The following is an 18,885-nucleotide window of genomic DNA, read 5'->3' as shown; positions in this document are numbered from 1 at the left end:
AGCAACCTAAGGATCAACTGATGGAGCTCGGTCTCGTCGGCCTCGGCAAGATGGGCGGCAACATGCGTGAGCGGATACGCCGCGCAGGCCACACCGTGATCGGATTCGACCGCAACCCGGACCTTTCCGATGTCCACAGCCTGGAAGAGCTTGTGGGCAAGCTCAGCGGGCCCCGCGTGGTCTGGGTGATGGTCCCGGCCGGTGCCGCCACCCAGTCGACGATCGACGAGCTGGCCGAGCTGCTGGAGCCGGGAGACGTCGTCGTGGACGGCGGCAACTCCCGCTGGACGGACGACGAGAGGCATGCCGAGGAGCTGGCGGCCAAGGGCATCGGCTTCGTGGACTGCGGTGTCTCCGGCGGCGTCTGGGGCCTGGAGAACGGCTATGCGCTGATGTACGGCGGTGACGCGGAGAACGTCGCCAAGGTGCAGCCGGTCTTCGACGCGCTGAAGCCCGAGGGGAAGTTCGGCTCGGCGCACGCCGGCAAGGTCGGTGCGGGGCACTTCGCGAAGATGGTTCACAACGGCATCGAGTACGCGATGATGCAGGCCTATGCCGAGGGCTGGGAGCTGCTGGAGAAGGTCGACTCGGTCACGGATGTGCGCGAGGTCTTCCGGTCCTGGCAGGAGGGCACGGTCATCCGGTCCTGGCTGCTGGACCTCGCGGTGAACGCCCTCGACGAGGACGAGCACCTGGACAGGCTGAAAGGTTTTGCACAGGACTCCGGTGAGGGACGCTGGACTGTGGAAGCCGCCATCGACAACGCCGTGCCGCTGCCCGCGATCACGGCCTCCCTCTTCGCGCGGTTCGCGTCGCGTCAGGAGGACTCTCCGCAGATGAAGATGATCGCGGCGCTGCGGAACCAGTTCGGCGGCCACGCGGTCGAGAAAAAGTAATCCACAGGGCTGTTGAAAAGTCAGCCCGCAACCTGGGGGAGGTCGGCGACCGACCATGCACGTCACGCACCTGTCGCTGGCCGACTTCCGCTCGTACGCCCGGGTCGAAGTCCCGCTCGACCCGGGCGTCACCGCTTTCGTCGGCCCGAACGGCCAGGGCAAGACGAACCTCGTCGAGGCCGTCGGATATCTCGCCACCCTCGGCAGCCACCGGGTGGCCTCCGACGCCCCGCTGGTGCGCATGGGCGCGGATCGCGCGGTCATCCGGGCGCAGGTCAAACAGGGCGAGCGGCAGCAGCTGGTCGAGCTGGAGCTGAACCCCGGCAGGGCCAACCGCGCCCGCATCAACAGGTCCTCGCAGGTCAGGCCGCGTGATGTGCTGGGCATCGTACGGACCGTGCTGTTCGCGCCCGAGGATCTTTCCCTGGTCAAGGGGGACCCCGGTGAGCGGCGTCGTTTCCTCGACGAGCTGATCACCGCGCGTTCCCCGCGCATGGCCGGCGTGCGCTCCGACTACGAGCGGGTCCTGAAGCAGCGCAACACGCTCCTGAAGTCGGCCGCGCTGGCCCGCCGGCACGGCGGCCGCTCCATGGACCTGTCCACGCTCGACGTCTGGGACCAGCATCTCGCGCGCGCGGGCGCCGAGTTGCTCGCCCAGCGGCTGGATCTGGTCGCGTCGATCCAGCCGCTGGCCGACAAGGCATACGAGCAGCTGGCGCCGGGGGGCGGCCCGGTCGGCCTGGAGTACAAGCCGTCGGCGCCCGGTGAGGCCCATACCCGCGAGGATCTCTACGAGCAGCTGATGGGGGCGCTCGCCGAGGCGCGCAAGCAGGAGATCGAGCGGGGCGTCACCCTCGTAGGACCGCACCGGGACGATCTGCTTCTCAAACTCGGTCAGCTGCCCGCCAAGGGGTACGCCTCCCACGGGGAGTCGTGGTCGTATGCGCTGGCCTTGCGTCTCGCCTCGTACGACCTGCTGCGGGCCGAGGGCAACGAGCCGGTGCTCGTCCTCGACGATGTCTTCGCGGAGCTCGACACCCGGCGCCGGGAGCGCCTGGCGGAGCTGGTCGCGCCCGGTGAGCAGGTGCTCGTGACGGCCGCGGTCGACGACGACGTACCGCACGTACTGACGGGGACGCGGTACTCCGTGTCGGACGGGACGGTGGAGCGCGCATGACGGACGAACAGCCCACGCCCGGGAAGGCGGCCCCCGAGCCGTCCGGTGTCGACCTCGCGCGCGTGGCGCTGAGGGCGGCGAAGGAGCAGGCACGCGCGCGTGGGGACGCGGCGCAGCAGAAGAAGCAGGCGCGGCGCGGTGGTCTGCGCTCCGGCGCGCGCGCTGACGGGCGCGACCCCATGGCGCTCGGTGCTGCGATCAACCGGCTCATCACCGAGCGCGGCTGGGAGACGCCGGCGGCGGTGGGCGGGGTGATGGGCCGCTGGCCGCAGATCGTGGGCGAGGACGTGGCCAAGCACTGCGAGCCGGAGAAGTACGACGAGGACGAGCGTGTCCTGGTGGTGCGCTGCGATTCGACGGCCTGGGCGACGAATCTGCGCCTGCTCGCCCCGACGCTCGTGGCCCGGCTCAACGAGGACCTCGGGCACGGCGCGGTGAAGATGATCAAGGTGAACGGCCCCGGTGGCCCCGCCCGTCGCTACGGTCCCCTGCGTGCCCCTGGCAGCACGGGCCCCGGCGACACGTATGGGTGACAGACCTCACATCTGCAGGCCGTCGGCGGTCCGGTCGTGGCGTCGGCGGCCTCTGTGTCGTGCCACCGCACACGGTTGCGAATTGCGACCTGACTCCCAAGTAGCCAAGGGTTGACAGTCGGAAGCGCTGAGTGCCTCTGTGAGCCTCTTGGAGCCCTGCTCCGTATATGGGGACCCGGCAGACGCCGGTTCAGGGCGCCACATGAGGACTCAGGTACCGGCAAACCCCCATCACTGTCGGCGCTACCGGTAGACTGGAAGACAATCCCGCCCCAGTCGTGGGGACGTCCGGGAAAAGCTGAGCAACGCTGAACAAGGCTTACCAACGCAACATGCCGCAGCCGCTCCGGCAACCCGCCGACGAGCCCGGCTCGTGCTGTGCCAGAAAGGGCGCTTCGTGGCCGATTCCGGCAACCCCAACGAGAACATCCCGTCCACCGACGCCGGCGCCAGCGGCGCGGTGACCTCGTCGAACGGCGAGGTCACCGCCTCGTACGACGCCAGCGCCATCACCGTCCTCGAGGGCCTGGACGCGGTCCGCAAGCGCCCCGGTATGTACATCGGCTCGACCGGTGAGCGAGGGCTGCACCACCTCGTGTACGAGGTCGTCGACAACTCCGTCGACGAGGCACTGGCCGGCCACGCGGACACCATCGACGTGACGATCCTCGCCGACGGCGGCGTCCGCGTCGTCGACAACGGCCGTGGCATCCCCGTGGGCATCGTGCCCTCCGAGGGCAAGCCGGCACTCGAGGTCGTGCTGACCGTTCTGCACGCGGGCGGCAAGTTCGGCGGTGGCGGCTACGCGGTCTCCGGTGGTCTGCACGGCGTCGGCGTCTCCGTGGTGAACGCGCTGTCCTCGAAGGTCGCGGTCGAGGTCAGGACCGACGGTCACCGCTGGACGCAGGACTACAAGATGGGCGTCCCCACGGCGCCGCTCGCCAAGCACGAGGCCACCGAGGAGACCGGCACGTCGGTCACCTTCTGGGCCGACGCCGACATCTTCGAGACCACCGACTACTCCTTCGAGACGCTCTCGCGGCGCTTCCAGGAGATGGCGTTCCTCAACAAGGGTTTGACGATCAAACTCACTGATGAGCGCGAGTCGGCGAAGGCCACCTCCGGGGCGGACGAGGCGGGTGCCGACGAGACCGCCGAGGTCAAGCACGTCACGTACCACTACGAGGGCGGCATCGTCGACTTCGTGAAGTACCTCAACTCCCGCAAGGGCGACGTGGTGCACCCGACGGTGATCGACCTCGAGGCGGAGGACAAGGAGAAGAGCCTCTCCCTCGAAGTCGCGATGCAGTGGAACAGCGGTTACAGCGAGGGCGTCTACTCCTTCGCCAACATCATCCACACGCACGAGGGCGGTACGCACGAAGAGGGCTTCCGCGCGGCGCTCACCAACCTGATCAACAAGTACGCGCGCGACAAGAAGCTGCTGCGCGAGAAGGACGACAACCTCACGGGTGACGACATCCGCGAGGGTCTGACGGCGATCATCTCGGTGAAGCTGAGCGAGCCGCAGTTCGAGGGCCAGACCAAGACCAAGCTGGGCAACACGGAGGCGAAGACCTTCGTCCAGAAGGCGGTCTACGAGCACCTCAACGACTGGCTGGACCGCAACCCGAACGAGGCGGCGGACATCATCCGCAAGGGCATCCAGGCGGCCACCGCGCGCGTGGCGGCCCGCAAGGCCCGTGACCTGACGCGCCGTAAGGGCCTGCTCGAGTCGGCGTCCCTGCCGGGCAAGCTCTCCGACTGCCAGTCGAACGACCCGACCAAGTGCGAGATCTTCATCGTCGAGGGTGACTCCGCCGGCGGCTCGGCCAAGTCCGGCCGCAACCCGCAGTACCAGGCGATCCTCCCGATCCGAGGAAAGATCCTCAACGTCGAGAAGGCCAGGATCGACAAGATCCTGCAGAACCAGGAGATCCAGGCGCTGATCTCGGCGTTCGGCACGGGCGTGCACGAGGACTTCGACATTGAGAAGCTCCGCTATCACAAGATCATCCTGATGGCGGACGCCGACGTCGACGGTCAGCACATCAACACCCTGCTGCTGACGTTCCTGTTCCGCTTCATGCGGCCGCTGGTCGAGGCCGGGCACGTGTTCCTGTCGCGTCCCCCGCTCTACAAGATCAAGTGGGGCCGGGACGACACCGAGTACGCGTACTCGGACCGCGAGCGCGACGCGCTGCTCGAACTGGGCCGCCAGCGCGGCAAGCGGGTGCGTGAGGACTCCATCCAGCGCTTCAAGGGCCTCGGCGAGATGAACGCCGAGGAGCTGCGCATCACGACGATGGACCAGGAGCACCGGGTGCTGGGCCAGGTCACCCTGGACGACGCCGCACAGGCCGACGACCTGTTCTCGGTCCTGATGGGCGAGGACGTCGAGGCGCGCCGCCAGTTCATCCAGCGCAACGCCAAGGACGTCCGCTTCCTCGACATCTGAGTCGGTCTCAGCTGACCGCACCAGGAAGGATCTTCACCAGCAATGGCCGACGAGAACACCCCCCTCACGCCTGAAGAGGGCGGCGACATCGCCCAGCGTGTCGAGCCCGTCGGGCTCGAGACGGAGATGCAGCGTTCGTACCTCGACTACGCGATGTCCGTCATCGTCTCGCGTGCGCTGCCCGACGTCCGGGACGGCCTCAAGCCCGTCCACCGCCGCGTCCTGTACGCCATGTACGACGGCGGCTACCGCCCCGAGCGCGGCTTCTACAAGTGTGCCCGTGTCGTCGGCGACGTCATGGGCAACTACCACCCGCACGGCGACTCCTCGATCTACGACGCGCTGGTCCGCCTCGCGCAGCCGTGGTCGATGCGGATGCCGCTGGTGGACTCCAACGGCAACTTCGGCTCTCCGGGCAACGACCCGGCGGCGGCCATGCGCTACACCGAGTGCAAGATGGCGCCGCTGTCGATGGAGATGGTCCGTGACATCGACGAGGAGACCGTCGACTTCACGGACAACTACGACGGCCGCTCCCAGGAGCCGACCGTCCTGCCGGCCCGCTTCCCGAACCTGCTGATCAACGGTTCGGCCGGTATCGCGGTCGGCATGGCGACGAACATCCCGCCGCACAACCTGCGCGAGGTCGCGGCCGGCGCCCAGTGGTACCTGGAGAACCCGGACGCCTCGCACGAGGAGCTCCTGGACGCCCTCATCGAGCGCATCAAGGGCCCGGACTTCCCGACCGGCGCCCTGGTCGTGGGCCGCAAGGGCATCGAGGAGGCATACCGCACCGGCCGTGGCTCCATCACCATGCGCGCGGTCGTCGAGGTCGAGGAGATCCAGAACCGCCAGTGCCTGGTGGTCACCGAGCTGCCGTACCAGGTCAACCCCGACAACCTCGCGCAGAAGATCGCCGACCTGGTGAAGGACGGCAAGATCGGCGGCATCGCGGACGTCCGCGACGAGACGAGCTCGCGTACCGGCCAGCGGCTGGTCATCGTGCTCAAGCGGGACGCGGTCGCGAAGGTCGTCCTGAACAACCTGTACAAGCACACGGACCTGCAGACGAACTTCGGCGCCAACATGCTGGCGCTGGTCGACGGTGTCCCGCGCACGCTCTCCCTGGACGCGTTCATCCGCCACTGGGTGACGCACCAGATCGAGGTCATCGTCCGCCGTACGCGCTTCAGGCTGCGCAAGGCCGAGGAGCGGGCGCACATCCTGCGCGGCCTGCTGAAGGCCCTGGACGCCATCGACGAGGTCATCGCCCTGATCCGGCGCAGCGACACCGTCGAGATCGCGCGCGCGGGCCTGATGGAGCTCCTGGAGATCGACGAGATCCAGGCGAACGCCATCCTCGAGATGCAGCTGCGCCGACTGGCCGCCCTGGAGCGCCGGAAGATCATCCAGGAGCACGACGAGCTCCAGGCGAAGATCACCGAGTACAACGAGATCCTCGCCTCCCCGGTCCGCCAGCGCGGCATCGTCAGCGAGGAACTCGCCGCGATCGTCGAGAAGTACGGCGACGACCGCAAGACGATGCTGGTGCCCTTCGACGGTGACATGTCCATCGAGGACCTGATCGCCGAAGAGGACATCGTCGTCACCATCACGCGCGGCGGCTACATCAAGCGCACCAAGACGGAGGACTACCGCTCGCAGAAGCGCGGCGGCAAGGGCGTGCGCGGCACGAAGCTGAAGCAGGACGACATCGTCGACCACTTCTTCGTTTCGACCACGCACCACTGGCTGCTGTTCTTCACCAACAAGGGCCGCGTCTACCGCGCGAAGGCCTACGAGCTTCCGGACGCCGGCCGTGAGGCCCGCGGCCAGCACGTGGCGAACCTGCTCGCCTTCCAGCCGGACGAGGCGATCGCCGAGATCCTGGCGATCCGCGACTACGAGGCGGCGCCGTACCTGGTCCTCGCCACCAAGGGCGGCCTGGTCAAGAAGACGCCGCTGAAGGATTACGATTCACCCCGCTCCGGCGGTGTGATCGCGATCAACCTCCGGGAGACGGAGGACGGTTCGGACGACGAACTGATCGGCGCCGAACTCGTTTCGCCCGATGACGATCTGCTTCTGATCAGCAAGAAGGCACAGTCGATCAGGTTCACCGCCACGGACGAGAGCCTGCGGCCCATGGGCCGTGCCACCTCCGGTGTCAAGGGCATGAGTTTCCGTGAGGGCGATGAACTTCTGTCGATGAATGTTGTTCGACCCGGTACGTTCGTGTTCACTGCTACGGACGGTGGGTACGCGAAGCGGACTGCCGTCGACGAGTACCGCGTCCAGGGTCGCGGCGGCCTCGGTATCAAGGCTGCCAAGATCGTGGAGGACCGCGGTTCGCTGGTCGGCGCGCTGGTGGTCGAGGAGACCGACGAGATCCTCGCCATCACGCTGTCGGGCGGTGTGATTCGTACGCGAGTCAACGAGGTCAGGGAGACGGGCCGTGACACCATGGGCGTCCAACTGATCAACCTGGGCAAGCGCGATGCCGTCGTCGGTATCGCTCGTAACGCCGAGGCGGGACGCGAGGCGGAGGAGGTCGACGGCGATGTGGCCGTCGACGAGACCGCCGAAGGTGCCGCGACCACCGGCACGGACGAGGGTGAGGCGCCCTCGGCCGAGTAGCACGAGGAGTGAGTCATCGTGAGCGGAGCCACGGGCGCCGGATCGGCCGCTACCCCCACGGGTACGGAATCGGACGGAGGCGGCCGTGGCTCCGCCGCGCGTGCGACGGATCCGCACACGACCCAACTGCGCAAGATCGACGCAGCCGAGACCGACTCGCCCTCGTCGGAGACTCATGGATCCCAGGGGGGAACTGTGACGGAAGCCCGAGGCCCGCAGACGAAGCAGCAGAAGGCCGGGGCGGCTCCCGCCCAGCCGCAGCAGCCTCCGGCCCAGCCCGCACCGCCCCAGGCGGCCTCTCCGCTCCCCGGTGAGCGGCAGCCGCAGCAGCCCGCCGGGCCCTACCACCCGCCGCAGGCCTACCAGACCCAGGCCCAGGCGCCCGCCCAGTCACCGACCGGAGCCGTACGGCGGCCGCGCACCGGCGCGCGCACCACGCCCCGTATCCGTAAGGCACGTCTGCGCGTGGCGAAGGCCGATCCGTGGTCGGTCATGAAGGTGAGCTTCCTGCTCTCCATCGCGCTGGGCATCTGCACGATCGTCGCGTCCGCGGTGCTGTGGATGGTCATGGACGCGATGGGAGTCTTCTCGACGGTCGGCGGGACGATCTCGGAAGCCACCGGCTCCAACGAGTCGAATGGCTTCGACCTGCAGTCGTTCCTGTCGCTCCCGCACGTCCTGATGTTCACCTCGATCATCGCGGTCATCGACGTCGTCCTCGCGACGGCTCTCGCGACTCTCGGCGCGTTCATCTACAACCTCTCCGCGGGTTTCGTCGGCGGCATCGAGCTGACGCTCGCCGAGGACGAGTGACACCAACCGCGAACGTCGCCCAAAACCTCTGCCGCCGGCCCTGCCCCCGTCCCTGAGACAACCGATTTTGGGACTGCCCACGTCGTGCGCTAATCTTCAGGGGTCAGCGCGCGGGACACACACCGCAAAGCGCGGCGGGGCTATAGCTCAGTTGGTTAGAGCGCATCCCTGATAAGGATGAGGCCACAGGTTCAAATCCTGTTAGCCCCACCAGCGAAAAGACCCCCGGTCCACACGGATCGGGGGTCTTTTGGCATCACCGGATGACTTCAGCCGCAGGTGTGCCGGGCAAGCCGGACCGTGACGGTCCGAGCAGTCCTTCCCGTCCTGTCAGCCCCACAGCATGAAGAAGACCCCCGACCGTTTCCGGTCGGGGGTCTTCTTCATGGGCGGTTCGGGTACGCAAGTTCGCCGTTACGCCGGGTTGCAGGTGCGGTGCCTCACAGCTGGAGGGGAGTGGCCGGCTCGGAGAGGTCCGTGCCCGCCTCCGTCTCCGTGAGGGGGCTGTGGCGGCAGCTGGGGGACTTTCCGTGGGCCTCGGCGCGAATGCGCTGCTTCATCGTGGGGGGCAGGGCCCTGGCGTAGGTCCAGGACCAGTGGGACGCCGTCGGGATCGTCACCGGCGCGCTGCAGTTGCCGGTCGCCTCGGTCTGCGGTACCGCCGCGGCGGCGGTCGTCGTGATGAGTCCGAGCGTCGTGCACAGCGCCAGGAAGGCGGTGACGAGGACGTTCCACAGCTTCATGACCTGGTTCTGGGCCATGGCCCCTCACTTTCGGGTCGGGCGATTTGCGTACTTTCCTCATGATGTGTATCGGGGCCGCGAAGTGGTGGACCGACGCCCGTGGCGCGGCGATGTTCAGATGAACAACACCCGGATGGGCGCAAACTGCTCGTAAATAGGAGAATGAAGAACAAAGTCACCGTCTGTGGGGATGTGATCACCCTTAGATCGGAGCGGTGACCTCCGGTTCTACTGCGGTGTGCCGGAGGGGAGTTGAGGGCCCACGCAGGTCACCGATCGGTATCGGTCGGTGTGTATAGTCGGGCGCCAGAAGTCCCCTACGTCAAGGAAAGACGAGGTCGCGCGGTGAAGAAGCTTCTCCTGGTCGCACTGGCCGCCATCGGCGGGCTCCTCGTGTACCGCCAGATCCAGGCGGATCGCGCCGAGCAGGATCTGTGGACGGAGGCGACCGACTCCGTGCCCACGGGTTCGTGAGTATCGACAACCGAATCTGAACAGACCCCGGCCGTCCTTACGGTCGGGGTTTTGTGTTGCCCGGATGAGGCCCGGCCTCGCGGGGCAGGATGGGCCACGGTCCAGCGGTCCGGACGACGGCGAGGGGTGGCGCGTGATGGGGCGGCGTACGGCGTGGTGGCGCGCGAGAGCATGGCGCTGGCGTACCTCGGCACGCGCGCGCGTGGCGGCCGTGGCAGCGGTGCTGTGCACGACAGCTGCGGCGCCCCGGCCGGCCGCCGCCGTGGCAGCCGAAGCCCAGAGCACCGCCGCTTCCTCCTACGCCTTTGCGCAGGACGCACAACCTGTGGACGGCGCGAAAGGAACCACGGGCGCCGAACTGCTCGAAGCCGGCAGGACCTACCGCAGCTCCCTCCCCAGAGACGCGGAGCTCTACTACCGCCTGCATCTCGACGCCGCATCCGACGCATATGTCTCCGTCACCGCCATCCCCCGCGCGGACGCCACGCTCTCCATCACCGACGGCATCAGGGTGTCGGTGCAGGACGCCGACAACCACTCCTGCTCCAACGAACGCGCCCGCTTCGGCGCCGCCAGGAGCCCGCACCCCATCACGGCATGGGGCGCACGAACGACCTCCCCGGCCGCCCCCTTCTGCCGGGGCGCCGGCACCTACTACGTCGTCGTGGAACGCACCGGTACGGCGGACTCCTCGCCCGGCGCCTGGGACCTGGAGATCACCACCACCACCGAACCGCGCCTGAAGCAGGCCGCTGCGACGAGCCCGCCCAAGGTGTGGAACTCCGCCTCACCCACCCCTGCCTCGGGTCCGGTGGAGCACAGCCAGGGCGGCGCGGGCTTCTCCCGGGCGGTCTCCGTGGGACAGGGCGTCTGGAGCGCCGGCATCACGCCCGGGCAGACGCTCTTCTACAAGATCCCGGTCGGCTGGGGCCAACAGCCGTCCGCCACGGCCGAACTCGGCAGCGTGAACGGCGACGGCCACGGCTACGCCATCGACGCCCTGGCCCTCACCCTCTACAACCCCGTCCGCGCCGACGTGGAGGACGCGAACACCGGCTACGACGGCAAGCAGAAGTCGGCCTCCCTCGCCGCGGTGCCTGCCGTCGACTACAGCAACCGCTATGCCATCCCCGACCGCGTGAACGCGATGCGGTTCGCCGGCTCGTACTACCTGGTGGTGCACCTCGCCGCGGGAGTGGCCCAAAAGTTCGGCGACGGGCCCTTCCGGCTGACCCTGCGCATCGGGATCGACGGCGCGGCGCAGGACGGCCCCGACTACGAGGGGCAGTCCGTGCCGGCGAACGTCTTCGAGGTCACCGCACAGGACCGGCAGGCAGCCGCGCAGGGCGCGACCCCGGACGCCCACGCCACGATGAAGGCCGTCGCCGCGGGCGGGATCGGAGCGGGCACCGTCGTGCTCGCCGTACTCGGAGCATGGACGGTCGCCGCCCGGCGAAGAGCACGGACCTGGTGACGCCCACGGCCCGGCGCGGGGCAGCGGCCCGGTGAGGCCCTGCGGCCCTCGGATCGCGAGCCGGCGGACGGTTGTTCAGATACGGGTCAGCGCCCAGAACCCCACGGCGTAGCAGGCCAGCGCGAGAAACAGGAGCGGGATCGCCACCTTGGCGGGCGGGCCGGGACGCTGTGCGGGGCGGGCGCGATGGCTACGGCGCGTCGTCTCCTGCGGGATCGCCTGCACGGGAGGCGGAACCCGAGGGGCCTGGGCGGTGTACGAAACAGTGGAGACGTCAGCGCGCTGGTACGGCGTTGGTGTCGGCGTCGGGGCCTGGGCGGGGTGCAGCGGCGTGTACGACTGGCGGGAGGGCAGTACATGCGTGGGGTCATGGGGGGAGGCGTAGGCGGGCTGGTGCCGGCCGTCCTGGTCGGTGCGCGCCTGTGCGGGGGGCGTCGGCGGCTGTGGAGGGGGAGTCCGGGTGGAGGAGGCGGAGGCCTGCGGGGGCGGCAGATGGAAGCTGCCGGTGTCCGACATGCTGGGCGGCTGCATGGGGACGGACGGCTCCGGCTGGTGCCCGGGCCGCTGACGCGGGTCGGGCAGCGGTGTCACGCCGGTGGACGCCACGGCTTCAGCGTCCGACGCGGACGACACGGAGGACGCCTCTGCCTCAACAGACCGCTCAACGGGCCGTGAAAAGGCCCCACTTACACCCGTTCCGTCAGTGTCGGCCTCCCTCCTCGCCTCCACTCCCGGTGCGGCCTTGAGCGGTCCCGAGGGGACGAACCCCGGTGGGAGCGGGCCGAGTTGGTCGAAGATCTCGATCAACTCGTCGTCGGGGCCGGGTTCCGGCAACAACTCCCTGGCAGAGGCGAGCGCCTTGCGCGCCCCTGTGGCGGTACGGAACCGGGCGAGCGGGTCGGGCTGCAGTAACGTCGCCACAACCTGCCACAGCGGCTCGGGAATGCCCTTGGGCGCGCTCGGCGTCCCGTGCGCCGCGAAGTACTGGATGAGCGCCTTGGCGTCCGGCTTGGCCCCCTCCAGCAGATACAACGCGACCAGACCCACCGCGAACAGATCGGCGGGGAAGTCCGGTTCCGAGCCCAACATCTGCTCCGGCGCCAGATAACCCGGCGTCCCCACCACGAGATTGGTCTCCGTCAGACGCGGTTCACCCAGCCGCATCGCGATGCCGAAATCGGACAACCGCAGCCGCGGCCGAGCCGTGCCGGTGGCCTCCAGCAGGACATTGGCCGGCTTGATGTCGCGGTGCACCACACCCTCCGCATGCACCGCGGCCAGCCCCGAAAGCAGCTGGTCCAGCAAGGTGCACACAAAGGCCGGCGGCAGCGGACCGTAGTCCCCGACCAGATGAACCAGCGAACCGCCGGCGACGAGATCCATCGTGAACAGGACCTTGTCGTCGTCGGCGGCCCAGCTGGCCGGCGCCAGCACATGGGGATGATCGATACGCAGAGCCTGCTCGCGGACGAAACGCAGCAGAGAGTGCGCGTCGCGCTGCTGCAGCACCTTGGCGGCCACATAGCGGCGCCGGCGGTGATCCCAGGCGCGCCAGACAGCGCCGACCCCTCCGCGCCCGATCGGGTCGACCAGTTCGTACCGGCCGGCGAAGACCTCACCCATGGCTGTGCGTCGCTCCTCCCCCTTCGGCTACCCCCCTTGCTTGCCCCTCGACAGGTGGTACGACTCCCCCCAGCGCCGTTCCTCGACGAGTGTGATGAGCGATACGAGCCCCGGGCTCCCCGCGCCCCTCCTCGGCCGTCGACCCGGCTGCCGAACCCCCTTCGGCGACCGGGCCACGGACTCAGCTCTGGTGCGACTGGTAATGCGTGACCGCGTCGGAAGTCCGGCCGGCGCCGTACACCCGGAGGAACTCTGCCAGCTCCGGATGACTGGGGGCGAGCGTGTCTGCGGCGTCGATGATGTCCCCCGCAGCCGCCACCGAACGCAGCAGCGACTGGATCTCGCGGACCACCCGCTTGACCGTGGGCGCCCCCGAACTGCTCGTCGTGGTCGTGGTGTTGCTGAGCACCGAGCCCCCCTGCGACTTCTTGATCTCTTCCATGCGCTCCGTGGCCTCGGCCGCGCTCACGCTGCCGTCCGCGACCTGCCCCGCCAGGTCCTGCAGCAGCTGCACCCGCTGCACGACAGCCGGGTTTCCGATCTTCGCCCGCTGCCCGCTCATCAACTGCGACAGCATCGGAGCGGACAGCCCCAGCACCCCCGCGAGACGAGCCTGGTTGAGTCCGAGATCTTCTATGAGCTTACGGAAGAGCGCCCCCAACGGCTCCCCGTACCAGTTCCGCTGCAGTTCCCGCGCTCTTGCGGTCGCTTCCTGCTGTGCGGCGTCCATTGCGTCTCCCCATCGCTTCCCCAAGTACTGTGGTTCGCTGTAGCGAACCACGCCGAGCATCTTACGGAGAGTGGTCGTCCACGGGGACCCCCAATCTTTTTGCGAGATCCCGGGGGTGACCCGGTACTCTGGTCAGCGGCACCCACCGGTACGCGGTTCTTCCGGGGGATGCCCCCTTTCCGGGGCCTTAGCTCAGTTGGTAGAGCGCTGTCTTTGCATGGCAGATGTCAGGGGTTCGACTCCCCTAGGCTCCACGCCAGATCCCCTCCGACCTGCGGAAACGCAGTGCGGAGGGGATTTTTCGCTAACGCGGCCGACCCTGCCTGGCGGGAAGCGGAAGTACATCGCGCCCTCGGTGACCTCCGCCCGCGCGAAAGGCGCTGACACCGCGGCCGCCATCCACGAGGTGACTGCGCCGCCGGACGTGTTTCACGTGAAACACAGCCGTGGGGCGGAAGACCCTCAAGTCTCCCGCCCCACGCCATAGTTCAGCCCACAGCACGTCACCGGCCGTCGTCGCGCTGAGCGGCCTCCTCCTCGGCCTCCTTGGCCTCCACCTCGGGGTCGAGCAACGACTGACCACTGCCATCCACCGACGACAACCGGCTCGACTCCGGAACCTCCGTCGCAGCAGGCGGCTCGACCAGCCAGTCAGGGTTGGCCTGCTTGTCCCACCACTTCCAGGCAGCAAAAGCACCGCCCGCCAGAGCGCCGAGCACCAGCAAAACCTTCGCGGCACGCCCGGCCCTCGCCCGACGCTCATGCCGACGAACCAGCTTCTGAATCTCCTTCGGCGAGACCTGACCACGCAGCGCAGCCAATGCGGCAGCACCGCGCGCGGCGGCCTCGTCCCTGACAGGCCCGGCCACGGCCACCGCCTGCTCCAGCCTCGGCCGGGAATAGTCGGCGGCCTGCCTGGCCGCCTGCCGGGTACGGACGGCAGCCTCATGGGCGGCCTGGTCAACCTTCGGCGGCACATGCGTACGGGCCTGCTCCAGACGCGGCGCGACATGCGCGTCGTACTGGACGCGGGCCTGATCCGCGGCTTGGGACACCTTCGGCGCGAGCCGTACGCGTGCCTCGTGTGCGTAGTGTGCGGCCCTGTCCTTGGCCGTGTCGGCGTAGGGCGCCACCACTTCCGCGGCGTGCAGCACGCTGTCCTTCGCCGAACCGGTCGCGGCGCGCACGCTGTCGATGCGGGTCACGGGTTCCTCCTCCTCGGTGGCGTACGGTATTTCGACTTTCCACCCTTTTACGGATCATGCCTGTCAACAGACACCGGGGCATGTGAGGGCGGGCATCCGGGTCATGCACACCGACTCCGACCATCTCCAGCAAGAGCCGATCAAGAGCCGATCAAGTCCAATAGAGGATGAATACGGGGCAACAGGCGCTTGTCGTCGACAATGCCACGGATCGCCGCCCAGCGCCCCCGGCCCGAACACACTCGACCGGATTTCTGCAAGCAACACCCCCCGACAAGCCCCCACAGACGGGCGCCGGGCGACGCACGACGCAGACCGTGCGAGGATCAGGGAGTCACAGGAAGACAACGGAAGGCAGATCGTGGCCGAGCAGCTTTACGCCACCCTGAAGACCAACAACGGCGACATCGAGGTCCGGCTGCTGCCGAACCACGCGCCCAAGACGGTCCGGAACTTCGTCGAACTCGCCACCGGCGAGCGTGAGTGGACCAACCCCGCCACCGGCCAGAAGTCCACGGACAAGCTCTACGACGGCACGGTCTTCCACCGGGTGATCAGCGGATTCATGATCCAGGGCGGAGACCCGCTGGGCAACGGCACCGGTGGTCCCGGCTACCAGTTCGAGGACGAATTCCACCCCGACCTCTCCTTCAACAAGCCCTACCTGCTCGCCATGGCCAACGCCGGCCCGGGCACCAACGGCTCCCAGTTCTTCATCACCGTCGCCCCCACGACGTGGCTGAACCGCAAGCACACCATCTTCGGCGAGGTCACCGACCCCGCCAGCCAGAAGGTGATCGACGCCATCGCCACCACCCAGACCAACCCCCGCACCGACCGCCCGGTCAACGACGTCGTCATCGAGTCCGTCGTCGTCGAAACCCGCGAGGGCTGAGACCCACGAGGACCCCACCGCACGGTCGAGTCCCCGCACAGCAGGAACCAAACGCCCCGCCCATCCGTAAAGATGGGCGGGGCGGTGCATTTGTGCACACCACCCGAACCACGACCTAGGGGATCTCATGGACCAGGCGCCAGGCAGCCCACAAGGCCCGGACGACCAGGGACCCCAGCACGCCCAGAGCCTGCCCGGCTGCTACCGCCACCCCGACCGCGAGACCGGCATCCGCTGCACCCGCTGCGAACGCCCCATCTGCCCCGAATGCATGGTCAACGCCTCCGTCGGCTTCCAATGCCCCGACTGCGCCCGCGGCGACTCCGGCACCCGACACCACCCGGCCGCCACCCGACCCCGCACCATCGCCGGCGGCACCGTCACGGCCGACCCGCGACTGCTCACCAAGATCCTCCTCGGGATCAACGTGGCGGTGTTCATCGCCGTCCACGTCCAGAGCTCGCTCCTCGACCACCTCGTCCTCATCGGCGAATGGCCCCCGGCGCCCTTCAAAGCCACCCAGGGCGTCGCCGACGGCGAGTGGTACCGCCTGGTGACCGCGATGTTCACGCACCAGCAACCCTGGCACATCGGCTTCAACATGCTCAGCCTCTGGTGGCTCGGCGGCCCCCTCGAAGCAGCCCTCGGCCGCGCCCGCTACCTCTGCCTCTACTTCGTCTCGGGCCTCGCCGGCAGCGCCCTCACCTATCTGCTCGCCTCACCGACCGAAGCCTCCCTCGGCGCCTCCGGCGCCATCTTCGGCCTCTTCGGCGCCACCGCCGTCCTCATGCGCCGCCTCAACTACGACATGCGGCCGATCATCGCCCTGCTGGTGATCAACCTGATCTTCACCTTCGGCTGGAGCAACATCGCCTGGCAGGCCCACATCGGCGGCCTCGTCGCCGGCGTCATCACCGGCTACGCCATGGTCCACGCCCCACGCGAACACCGCGCCCTCGTCCAGTACGGCACCTGCGCCCTGGTCCTGGTCGTCGTAGTGGCCTTGACCCTGCTCAGGACGGCTCAGCTCACCTGACGTGCCCACTTGTCCACAGCGGGTGGCCGGTCTTGTGCATAGCGTGCGGGAACAGCTGTGCCCCCTGTCACCGACCAGTGTTTCCGCAGGTCAGGCAGGGGGCGAACAGGTTTGCGAAGCTGGGTGGGATGGTCGTATCGGCGTCAATGGGCGGCTGGTTATCCACAGATGGTCGTTCTTTTCCCCAGGAGCTGTGGATTTTTCTGCAGGCTGTGGATAACTCAGCGGATAGCCGTGGGCAGGGCTATGTTCACCGGGAGGTGGCCGTTACTTCCACTGCGTGGAGACGCCGAATCCGGCGGCGATGAAGCCGAAGCCCACCACGATGTTCCAGTTGTCCAGCGCATCGATGGGCAGGGAACCGTCGGTCACGTAGAAGACGACGATCCAGGCCAGGCCGATGAGGAACATGGCCAGCATGACGGGCGCGACCCAGGCGCGGCTGTTCAGCTTGATGCTGGTCGCCTGCTTCGCCGGCGGCGGCGTGTAGTCGGCCTTCTTGCGGATACGTGACTTCGGCACGAGGGTCTCTCCTGTCGATGCGCTGCGTGGCCGCGCAGGGAACTGTGGCTGGCTCCGGAGCAGCGTACAAGGGGACTCTTAGCGCTCCCCCGGGCGTCCGTTAGCGTAGTGCTTCCGCGGCGCCGAAGGAGATAAGGGTACGTTGAGCAATTCTGCCGACTCCCCCCAGGACGGATCCAGTCCTGCCCGCGGGCGCCGTTTCCGGCCGGTGCGGGTGCTCACGGTGGCCGTCTTCGCTCTCGCGGGGCTCATTTTCTTCACCAGTTTCAATACGGCCAAGGGCACCAATATCCGTACGGACACGTCCTTGCTGAAGCTTTCCGACCTCATCCAGGAGCGCAGCCGCAAGAACGGCGAACTGGACCAGTCCAACGGCTCTTTGCGCCGTGAGGTCGAGTCCTTCGCCGAGCGTGACGACGGCAGCACCAAGGCGCAGGACGAGAAGCTCGCGGGACTGGAGAAGGGTGCGGGAACGCAGAAGCTGAAGGGTGAGGCGATCACCGTCACGCTCAACGACGCCCCGCCGGACGCCACCGCGAAGCTCCCCGGCTATCCCGAGCCGCAGCCGGACTACCTGGTGATCCACCAGCAGGATCTGCAGGCCGTGGTGAATGCGCTGTGGCAGGGCGGTGCCAAGGGCATCAAGGTGATGGACCAGCGGCTGATCTCCACCAGTGCCGTGCGCTGCGTGGGCAACACCCTGATCCTTCAGGGGCGCGTCTACTCGCCGCCGTACAAGATCACGGCGATCGGGGATCCCGACAAGCTGAACAAGGCGCTGTCGGATTCCACGGCGATCCAGAACTACATGGTCTACGTGAATGTGTACGGCCTCGGCTGGAAAGTGACCCACGACGGGACGGTGACTCTGCCCGGGTACTCGGGCACAGTGGATCTGCACTACGCCCAGCCCGTGGAGTGAACTGAGCCGAGTGAACTGAGTCGTTTCGGGAGCTGCCGGTGCGCGTCGTCGTGAGGACCGTCAGTGAGCTCTGTATCACCGTGGGCAGCCTGATCGTGCTTTTCGTCGTCTATGTGCTGTTCTGGACGGGTGTGCGGGCGGACGGTGCGATGAACCACCAGATCGATGTGCTGCATGACCAGTGGGCGAAGCAGTCGGCGCATCCGGCGGCCCCTGTCGCATCCGGGGCTTCGGCCGGTCCCCAAAAGCCGGCGCCGTATGTCGGGGGGAAGCCCTTCGCGATCATGTACATCCCGCGGCTTGGTTTCACGTGGAACAAGCCCGTGCTCGAGGACACTGCGGTGAACACGCTGAAGAAGGGTCTGGGTCACTACGCGAACACCGCGCAGCTGGGGCAGGAGGGCAACTTCGCGGTGGCGGGGCACCGGCGGACGTACGGAGATCCGTTCGTGGACTTCCCCGAGCTGAGGCCGGGTGACGCGGTGGTGCTGACGGACGGGACCACCTGGTTCACGTATCGGATCGACAAAGGGCCCTACAAAACTGTTCCGACGGACGTTGAGGTGATCGATCCTGTGCCACGTAAGTCGGGGTACACGCGTGAGGGCCGCTATCTGACGCTCACCACGTGCGATCCGGAGTGGGGGCACAGCCATCGGCTGATCGTGTGGGCGCATCTGGATTCCACACAGCCTGTGGAGGCCGGGAAACCAGAGGCGCTGCGCCGTTAGTCTGGTGCGGGTACGG

17 protein-coding genes and 2 tRNA genes are annotated in these 18,885 nt (G+C 67.9%); 14 read left to right on the top strand and 5 right to left on the bottom strand.

Going from position 1 to position 18,885, the window contains the following annotated elements; all coding sequences use genetic code 11:
• Positions 1-20 precede the first annotated feature (20 nt).
• From gnd to ABD355_RS26520, 7 genes are all read left to right on the top strand, one after another.
• Entirely contained in the window at positions 21-896 is an 876-nt protein-coding gene (gene gnd, locus ABD355_RS26550; protein WP_344403181.1) for a phosphogluconate dehydrogenase (NAD(+)-dependent, decarboxylating), read from the top strand.
• A gap of 55 nt (positions 897-951) precedes the next feature.
• Positions 952-2,073 (top strand): DNA replication/repair protein RecF, encoded by a 1,122-nt coding sequence (recF, locus tag ABD355_RS26545; RefSeq protein ID WP_344403180.1) that lies wholly within the window; start codon positions 952-954, stop codon positions 2,071-2,073.
• Complete coding sequence (locus ABD355_RS26540; protein WP_344403179.1) at positions 2,070-2,606, top strand: DciA family protein; 537 nt, start codon at positions 2,070-2,072, stop codon at positions 2,604-2,606. Before recF ends, ABD355_RS26540 begins: the two co-directional genes overlap by 4 nt.
• A gap of 373 nt (positions 2,607-2,979) precedes the next feature.
• Positions 2,980-5,064 carry a DNA topoisomerase (ATP-hydrolyzing) subunit B gene (gene gyrB / locus ABD355_RS26535; protein ID WP_344403177.1) on the top strand — a complete coding sequence of 695 codons (2,085 nt, stop codon included), beginning with the start codon at positions 2,980-2,982 and terminating at the stop codon, positions 5,062-5,064.
• Between the two features lie 42 nt (positions 5,065-5,106).
• Positions 5,107-7,701, top strand: a complete 2,595-nt coding sequence (gene gyrA / locus ABD355_RS26530; protein ID WP_344403176.1) for a DNA gyrase subunit A — start codon at positions 5,107-5,109, stop codon at positions 7,699-7,701.
• A gap of 18 nt (positions 7,702-7,719) precedes the next feature.
• A complete protein-coding gene (locus ABD355_RS26525) occupies positions 7,720-8,514 on the top strand; it encodes a DUF3566 domain-containing protein (RefSeq protein ID WP_344403175.1) in 795 nt (264 codons plus the stop codon).
• A gap of 136 nt (positions 8,515-8,650) precedes the next feature.
• Positions 8,651-8,727 (top strand) — tRNA-Ile (locus tag ABD355_RS26520).
• Positions 8,728-8,954: 227 nt separating this feature from the next.
• On the opposite strand, the gene ABD355_RS26515 is transcribed toward ABD355_RS26520, so the two are convergent.
• Positions 8,955-9,275, bottom strand: coding sequence for a DUF6344 domain-containing protein (locus ABD355_RS26515; RefSeq protein WP_344403174.1), 321 nt, complete (start codon positions 9,273-9,275; stop codon positions 8,955-8,957).
• A 327-nt stretch (positions 9,276-9,602) separates the two neighbouring features.
• Here ABD355_RS26515 and ABD355_RS26510 point away from each other — a divergent pair, with 327 nt between their 5' ends.
• Together ABD355_RS26510 and ABD355_RS26505 are read left to right on the top strand one after the other, a co-directional pair.
• Positions 9,603-9,731 (top strand): DLW-39 family protein, encoded by a 129-nt coding sequence (locus tag ABD355_RS26510; RefSeq protein WP_003999697.1) that lies wholly within the window; start codon positions 9,603-9,605, stop codon positions 9,729-9,731.
• A 136-nt stretch (positions 9,732-9,867) separates the two neighbouring features.
• Complete coding sequence (locus ABD355_RS26505; RefSeq protein WP_344403173.1) at positions 9,868-11,205, top strand: hypothetical protein; 1,338 nt, start codon at positions 9,868-9,870, stop codon at positions 11,203-11,205.
• A 75-nt stretch (positions 11,206-11,280) separates the two neighbouring features.
• Here ABD355_RS26505 and ABD355_RS26500 read toward each other — a convergent pair whose 3' ends face one another.
• Together ABD355_RS26500 and ABD355_RS26495 are read right to left on the bottom strand one after the other, a co-directional pair.
• On the bottom strand, positions 11,281-12,828 hold the full coding sequence (locus tag ABD355_RS26500; RefSeq protein ID WP_344403172.1) for a serine/threonine-protein kinase: 1,548 nt from the start codon (positions 12,826-12,828) through the stop codon (positions 11,281-11,283).
• A gap of 181 nt (positions 12,829-13,009) precedes the next feature.
• A complete protein-coding gene (locus ABD355_RS26495; protein ID WP_030938997.1) occupies positions 13,010-13,558 on the bottom strand; it encodes a helix-turn-helix domain-containing protein in 549 nt (182 codons plus the stop codon).
• 181 nt (positions 13,559-13,739) lie between these two features.
• On the opposite strand from ABD355_RS26495, the gene ABD355_RS26490 reads away from it, so the two are divergent.
• Positions 13,740-13,812, top strand: a tRNA-Ala gene (locus ABD355_RS26490).
• Between the two features lie 249 nt (positions 13,813-14,061).
• Here the strand turns inward: ABD355_RS26490 and ABD355_RS26485 are convergent.
• Positions 14,062-14,763 carry a DUF5324 family protein gene (locus tag ABD355_RS26485; RefSeq protein WP_344403170.1) on the bottom strand — a complete coding sequence of 234 codons (702 nt, stop codon included), beginning with the start codon at positions 14,761-14,763 and terminating at the stop codon, positions 14,062-14,064.
• Positions 14,764-15,124: 361 nt separating this feature from the next.
• On the opposite strand from ABD355_RS26485, the gene ABD355_RS26480 reads away from it, so the two are divergent.
• Positions 15,125-15,658 (top strand): peptidylprolyl isomerase, encoded by a 534-nt coding sequence (locus ABD355_RS26480; protein ID WP_344403169.1) that lies wholly within the window; start codon positions 15,125-15,127, stop codon positions 15,656-15,658.
• Positions 15,659-15,785: 127 nt separating this feature from the next.
• Complete coding sequence (locus ABD355_RS26475; RefSeq protein WP_344403167.1) at positions 15,786-16,694, top strand: rhomboid family intramembrane serine protease; 909 nt, start codon at positions 15,786-15,788, stop codon at positions 16,692-16,694.
• A gap of 267 nt (positions 16,695-16,961) precedes the next feature.
• On the opposite strand, the gene crgA is transcribed toward ABD355_RS26475, so the two are convergent.
• Complete coding sequence (crgA, locus tag ABD355_RS26470; RefSeq protein ID WP_030939008.1) at positions 16,962-17,216, bottom strand: cell division protein CrgA; 255 nt, start codon at positions 17,214-17,216, stop codon at positions 16,962-16,964.
• Between the two features lie 142 nt (positions 17,217-17,358).
• Between crgA and ABD355_RS26465 the strand changes: the two genes are divergently transcribed.
• Together ABD355_RS26465 and ABD355_RS26460 are read left to right on the top strand one after the other, a co-directional pair.
• Entirely contained in the window at positions 17,359-18,138 is a 780-nt protein-coding gene (locus ABD355_RS26465) for a DUF881 domain-containing protein (protein ID WP_344403166.1), read from the top strand.
• Positions 18,139-18,176: 38 nt separating this feature from the next.
• On the top strand, positions 18,177-18,869 hold the full coding sequence (locus ABD355_RS26460) for a class E sortase (RefSeq protein WP_344403165.1): 693 nt from the start codon (positions 18,177-18,179) through the stop codon (positions 18,867-18,869).
• The last annotated feature ends 16 nt before the right edge of the window (positions 18,870-18,885 follow it).

Source organism: Streptomyces longisporus (assembly GCF_039532765.1).
Lineage (GTDB): Bacteria > Actinomycetota > Actinomycetes > Streptomycetales > Streptomycetaceae > Streptomyces > Streptomyces longisporus.
Note: the sequence above shows the minus strand (reverse complement) of the source record. Positions and strands in the feature narration are given on the sequence as shown.

Coding starts and splice junctions, on each gene's coding strand:
- gnd (WP_344403181.1), top strand. CDS start 21: ATGGAGCTCGGTCTCGTCGGCCTCGGCAAGATGGGCGGCAACATGCGT.
- recF (WP_344403180.1), top strand. CDS start 952: ATGCACGTCACGCACCTGTCGCTGGCCGACTTCCGCTCGTACGCCCGG.
- ABD355_RS26540 (WP_344403179.1), top strand. CDS start 2,070: ATGACGGACGAACAGCCCACGCCCGGGAAGGCGGCCCCCGAGCCGTCC.
- gyrA (WP_344403176.1), top strand. CDS start 5,107: ATGGCCGACGAGAACACCCCCCTCACGCCTGAAGAGGGCGGCGACATC.
- ABD355_RS26515 (WP_344403174.1), bottom strand. CDS start 9,275: ATGGCCCAGAACCAGGTCATGAAGCTGTGGAACGTCCTCGTCACCGCC.
- ABD355_RS26505 (WP_344403173.1), top strand. CDS start 9,868: ATGGGGCGGCGTACGGCGTGGTGGCGCGCGAGAGCATGGCGCTGGCGT.
- ABD355_RS26500 (WP_344403172.1), bottom strand. CDS start 12,828: ATGGGTGAGGTCTTCGCCGGCCGGTACGAACTGGTCGACCCGATCGGG.
- ABD355_RS26495 (WP_030938997.1), bottom strand. CDS start 13,558: ATGGACGCCGCACAGCAGGAAGCGACCGCAAGAGCGCGGGAACTGCAG.
- ABD355_RS26475 (WP_344403167.1), top strand. CDS start 15,786: ATGGACCAGGCGCCAGGCAGCCCACAAGGCCCGGACGACCAGGGACCC.